The organism is Hydrocoleum sp. CS-953 (assembly GCF_002260545.1).
GTDB lineage: Bacteria > Cyanobacteriota > Cyanobacteriia > Cyanobacteriales > Microcoleaceae > Trichodesmium.
In genome coordinates, this window is the sequence record NZ_LGSU01000914.1 from 1 (window position 1) to 5,421 (window position 5,421).

3 protein-coding genes are annotated in these 5,421 nt (G+C 32.6%); all 3 read right to left on the minus strand.

The annotated features are described in order from the left end of the window. Nucleotides 1–189 precede the first annotated feature (189 nt). The 3 genes from AFK68_RS12365 to pstS all read right to left on the minus strand — a co-directional run bounded on the left by AFK68_RS12365 (nucleotide 190) and on the right by pstS (nucleotide 5,092). Nucleotides 190–1,668 carry a DUF697 domain-containing protein gene (locus tag AFK68_RS12365; RefSeq protein WP_094673078.1) on the minus strand — a complete coding sequence of 493 codons (1,479 nt, stop codon included), beginning with the start codon at nucleotides 1,666–1,668 and terminating at the stop codon, nucleotides 190–192. A 437-nt stretch (nucleotides 1,669–2,105) separates the two neighbouring features. Then, nucleotides 2,106–3,521: a family 10 glycosylhydrolase gene (locus AFK68_RS44935; RefSeq protein WP_371357349.1), complete on the minus strand. Its 1,416-nt coding sequence runs from the start codon at nucleotides 3,519–3,521 to the stop codon at nucleotides 2,106–2,108. Between the two features lie 554 nt (nucleotides 3,522–4,075). Next, nucleotides 4,076–5,092 carry a phosphate ABC transporter substrate-binding protein PstS gene (gene pstS / locus AFK68_RS12375; protein WP_094673077.1) on the minus strand — a complete coding sequence of 339 codons (1,017 nt, stop codon included), beginning with the start codon at nucleotides 5,090–5,092 and terminating at the stop codon, nucleotides 4,076–4,078. Between the last annotated feature and the right edge of the window lie 329 nt (nucleotides 5,093–5,421).

Sequence of the window (5,421 nt, forward strand, 5' to 3'; positions counted from 1 at the left end):
CCACAGGTACTTAACTATTTCTGGCAGAATTTTTCGGAATTTATCGACTTTGACAAAATTAGTATCTGTGGCAGTCGGGAAATATTTTAGTTCGTTCATATCCGCGAGTCTTCTCAGATAATAGTCGCTCCCTAAAAATTCTCAATCTACTAATTTAGTCACCAGAGGTACTTATTATTTATTGCCATATTACTCTACTGTAGTTGAAAAAACCTCTAATTTTTCCTCCTGTAGCAAAACATGACTTATAACCTCAGTAACAAAAGACTTGAGAAAATAATTTTCTTGAGTCTTGCTAAATACACTTTGAATAATTTTTCCTAACTTCTCAACATTGACAGAATTACTATCTGTTTGAGTAGCAAAATATTCTACTAAACTCATACCTGCTACTCTGGTTAGATAAGCAGCACTAACAGCTTCAATTCCACCACCAGCTACAAAAGTTAAACTGTTACTTTTAAGGATCGTAGTTAATGTTTTTGTAGATAGTTCTACTAATCCTAGTTTTAACATTAACTCTGCCATAGTTCCCGCTACTTGCTTCCCTTTTTCTAGAGAAATTTTTTGCTCATATATAGCACTTAGGTCTACTATTAATTGAGCATTTATAGCTGCCGTTGCTAATAAGTCTAAAGCTGGAACTGGATTAGCAAATGCTGTAGCAGCAGCTATCCATTGATATTGTTCAATTACAGGAATAGCGCGTTCTTTTCTGATTTGATTGAGAATATTTTTAGTTTCTAATCTAACTATTTCTGCTTTTCTTGTAGTAGTCGCCCAGACTAATTTTTCCTTTTCCTGTTCTAATATTTGATTCAGCTTTTCTGTTAATCCAAATATTTCTGGCAATGGTTGTTCAATAGATTCTTGAATACTACCATCCTGCTGATATTTTCGGACTTTAATAGAATTAGGTCGAGCATAAATTCCGACTAAATTTTCTTCTGAGTTAATAGTAGATAATGTCTCTTTGATTTTTTCTATAATTTGCGGTTTTTGCTCTGGCAAATATAAATCTTGTTTATTCCAAATTAAGATAAAACGTTGACCAAAAGTTGTTAGTTTTGATAAAGCTTGAAATTCTGAATCTATTAAGTCACCTGTAATCACAAATAATATTAAGTCATAAGGCGATAAAGGATTAACTTGAAAATTCTCATTTTTTGTTATCCATTCTGACTGCCAAGTTATATCGGTAACTTCTATTTTTGGTTGATTTTTAGATATCCAGTCAGACTTTAATATCTCAGTCAAAGCAGTTTTACCAACTCCTTGATTACCTGTAATAACTATATTTAATTCTTGTCTTTCTAATTCCTGAGTAAGAGTTACTACTTTTTGGCGTAATTGACTAATATTATTACTTACTTTTTCCGACTTATTAATACCTTCTACTTCCAAAACAAGCTTATCTATAGTAGTAGTTAAAGTAGCGATCGCCTCTTCAGCAGTTTCTTTTGTCGGTGATGGAATTATAGTTGGTTTCTGGGGTGGTAGAGATTTTGGTCTTTTTAATAACCAAACCCCCAGACTTGCTGCCATAATTCCTAACATAGTAGTTCCACCAAATTCTGCCACGGAATGTTGGACACTATCTAATAACCATAACAGTAGAGATAATCCTATACCCCCTACTAAAATTGGTCGTTGTAATTTTACAGCCATTTTTATTTTCCTCAAAACTCCCTTTATTATTGATTTTATCTTANCCATAATATTACCTCCGCCATTTCATTTATCAGTACCTCCTGCTGAAGTAGGATAGTTGTACTAAGATTTTTATTCTCTTAAAAGGAGAGATTTGAGACCTGATTTTATTGTCAATTTTCAAATGATAAATTAAGACTAGGTAAAAAAGACAAGGGAATAATTTCAATAATCAATTATTAATTATTACCTCTTCTATAATAGAAGGATTAGCTAAAAGGATTTTTTTTCTTATATTGATCGATTTTTTCTCCATGAATTAAGAAGCTTTATACCTTAATTTTTCGGTAAACAAGGGAAAACATTTAATAGGTCATCCATAAAATCAATCTTGATAGTGCAGTACAAAGGTAAGGTTAATTTTTCTACTCCCATTTACAGTAATTCTTAAATCTCTAATCTGACAAAGCTGATTTTACAAGAGAAGCAGTTTTTTCTGGTTTTTCAAGAACTGGAAAAACTAACACACTATTAATATTAGAATTATTTACTAATTCCTCAAGACGATGTAATTGTTTATCGCTAATTGCAATACCATCATATTTTTCTACATAATTTAATTCTTCTTGAAAATTTTCATCATTATAGACTTGAATAAAGACTCGATCTACCGACCATTTTTCCCAGTCTGCTGCAAAATATTTTTTTGCCCAATAAGGGTTGTGATGACAGATATCAAAACTAACTGAATTATTAGCTTTTTTCATTTCTTTGATCATTCGCTCAGTAAATTTTGTTAAGTTAGCTGTGCGGTCTACTTTTCCTGGTAATTCTGCATGATATCCCAGATAATCATCCCATTGAACTGCATCTATATTTGGATATTTTTTGACAAATTCAACTAAAATGTTGGTAAAGAAATTAGCAACTTCTTCCATTTCTACATCTAAGACATAATGATCGATTCTACTATATGTTTTATCCACTCCAGGAACTATCCATTTTTTCCTAATCGCTAAGTCAAATATCGGACTATTTTCATCTATTTTAATCCCTTTCTCAAAGTAAGCATGAACTTCCATTCCTTGTTTATGTGCTTCATCAATTAACCAGACTAACCATTGTTCGTTAAATTTATTAGGGCAACTTTTTGCTCCTAGTATTTGTTCCATTACTTCGCTTTTGTACATAGTGCAGCCATTTCCCCACACTCCATGAATTATGGTATTAAATCCTTGTTTTTTGTAGTAACGAACTCTTTCACGAATTGTTTTTTCGCTAGCATTATTGGTTATATAATAACGACCTAAATATATGCCTCTAATTTGTTTTTTCTCCCAAGGGGTTAAAGTTTTTTTATCTAAGGAATTATTCTTAGGTTGAATTGGATTAACAGTTGGTTTTGGAGAAGAAGTTGGTAATTGTTTTTCCGTTTTAGAAGAGTCTGGTTGATTTTTAATTACTTCTGATGGAGATGGTTTATTTGAAGTTAATTCTGTCTCCTTTTTTTGTGGAGAAGGAATTGGTAATGGCGTTTTTACTTTAGATGAGTCTGGTAAATTTTTAACTGCTTCTGTTGGAGTTAATTCTGTTTCCTTTTTGTGTGGAGAAGGAATTGGTAATGGTGTTTTTACTTTAGACGAGTCTGGTAAATTTTTAATTGCTTCTGTTGGAGCTACTTCTGTTTCTTTTTTTTGCGGATAAGGAGTTGGTAATGGTGTTTTTACTGTAGATGAATCTGGTAAATTTTTAACTGCTTCTGTTGAAGAGGGTTTAAAAGGAATAGGTGCATTAGGAAACTTTTCATGGAACCAAGAAACTACAGAAGTATTAGATATAGCTTGAGATAAATTAATATTCTTTCTCTCGATAAACCACNCTACTTCTGTTTCTTTTTTTTGCGGATAAGGAGTTGGTAATGGTGTTTTTACTGTAGATGAATCTGGTAAATTTTTAACTGCTTCTGTTGAAGAGGGTTTAAAAGGAATAGGTGCATTAGGAAACTTTTCATGGAACCAAGAAACTACAGAAGTATTAGATATAGCTTGAGATAAATTAATATTCTTTCTCTCGATAAACCACCAATAACTTCCTCCTAAAAGCATCGTGAAAATTAGAAGTTCAACGAGGCAACCTGCATCAAAAAGGCGAGAGGAGTCGGAATCTTTTTTTGACATAATAAAATACTCAGAAATTTGGATGGATGTTTTTTTATTTAGTTAATTTCAAAATAATTTAACTCTATAGGATAACTACTACAAGGTTAAATCATCTTTCTTATTAAATAAATACAATCTCTGACTGAAAAATTTCTGATTTTTCCTCAAGTTATAGTGAATGTAATGACTTGAAAAACTTTATGTTACGCAAAATAAGTTCTAACTCTCTTCCAATCCCATCAAAACTTTCACTTTTCTAGTTACATCTATTGAAGCTTGATGTTATAGTTAGGACTAATTTTATCTGCCGTTTCTGCAACTTTTTGACGAACATTATCAGGTAGTGGAATATAACCTAAATCAGCACTTACCTTTTGACCTTCATTTAAGCAATACTCAATCATTTTTTTTATACCTGTAGCTCTAGCTACATTATCATATTTACCATAAATAAGCATCCAGGTATAGCGAACAATTGGGTAAGAATTAGTACCCTCTGGATCGGTAATAAAAACACGAAGATTACTTGGTAGTGGTACTGCTGCTAGAGTAGCTTGAGCAGAATCTAAAGATGCTTTTACATAATTACCAGATTTATTTTCCAGAGTCACAGTATCTAGTTTAGCTATCTTAGTGAAACCAAATTCTATGTAACCTATAGCACCTTCATTTTGACGAATTAGAGCAGTCACACCATCACATTTTGCCCCACCAATTCCTGTTGGCCATTGCACCTTTTTACGTTCCCCTACTTTTTGTTTCCATTCTGAACTAATGGCACTTAGATGCTGGGTAAAAAATTTCGTAGTTAGGCTAGTATCTGAACGGTGGGCTACTATAATTGGTATGTCTGGCAGATTCACATCAGGATTGATTTTAATAATTTTCGGGTCATTCCACTTTGTAATTTTACCCAAAAAGATATCTATATAAGCTTGCCTGGATAATTTCAGGTCAGATACACCAGGTACATTGTAAGCTAATACAATACTGTGTGCAGTCATAGGCAGCATAATTACTCCACGACTAACCTTGGCAATTTCTTGATCTTTCATTGCCACATCAGAAGCGCTAAAATGTACCAATTCTTGAGTAAATCTTTCAATACCAGCACCACTACCAACTGTTTGATAATCTACTCTTAGGTTAGGGTCAGTATTATTCAAGTCTTTAAACCAACGTTGATATAGGGGAGCTGGAATATGTGCTCCTGCACCAACAAGGTTTACTTCTCGTTTAGCAAGAGGATATTTCAGACGACCGAGCCTACGAGACCATTTCATGGTAATAAGGGAGCTAATTGTTAAGGGTATTATAGTAACAGAAATAGTAGTTATGCTCAGAACTTAGGTAAAATTACTATATATAGAGTTTAAAAACTATAACGTTTGAGTTTTGAACTCTATATATATGGTTGATCCGTAAATCCTGATTTTGTTTGTTCAGGCTATTATCGTAACAGAAATAGTAGTTATGCTCAGAACTTAGGTAAAATTACTATATATAGAGTTTAAAAACTATAACGTTGGAGTTTTGAACGCTATATATATGGTTGATCCGTAAATCCTGATTTTGTTTGTTCAGGCTATTATCGTAACAGAAATAGTAGTTA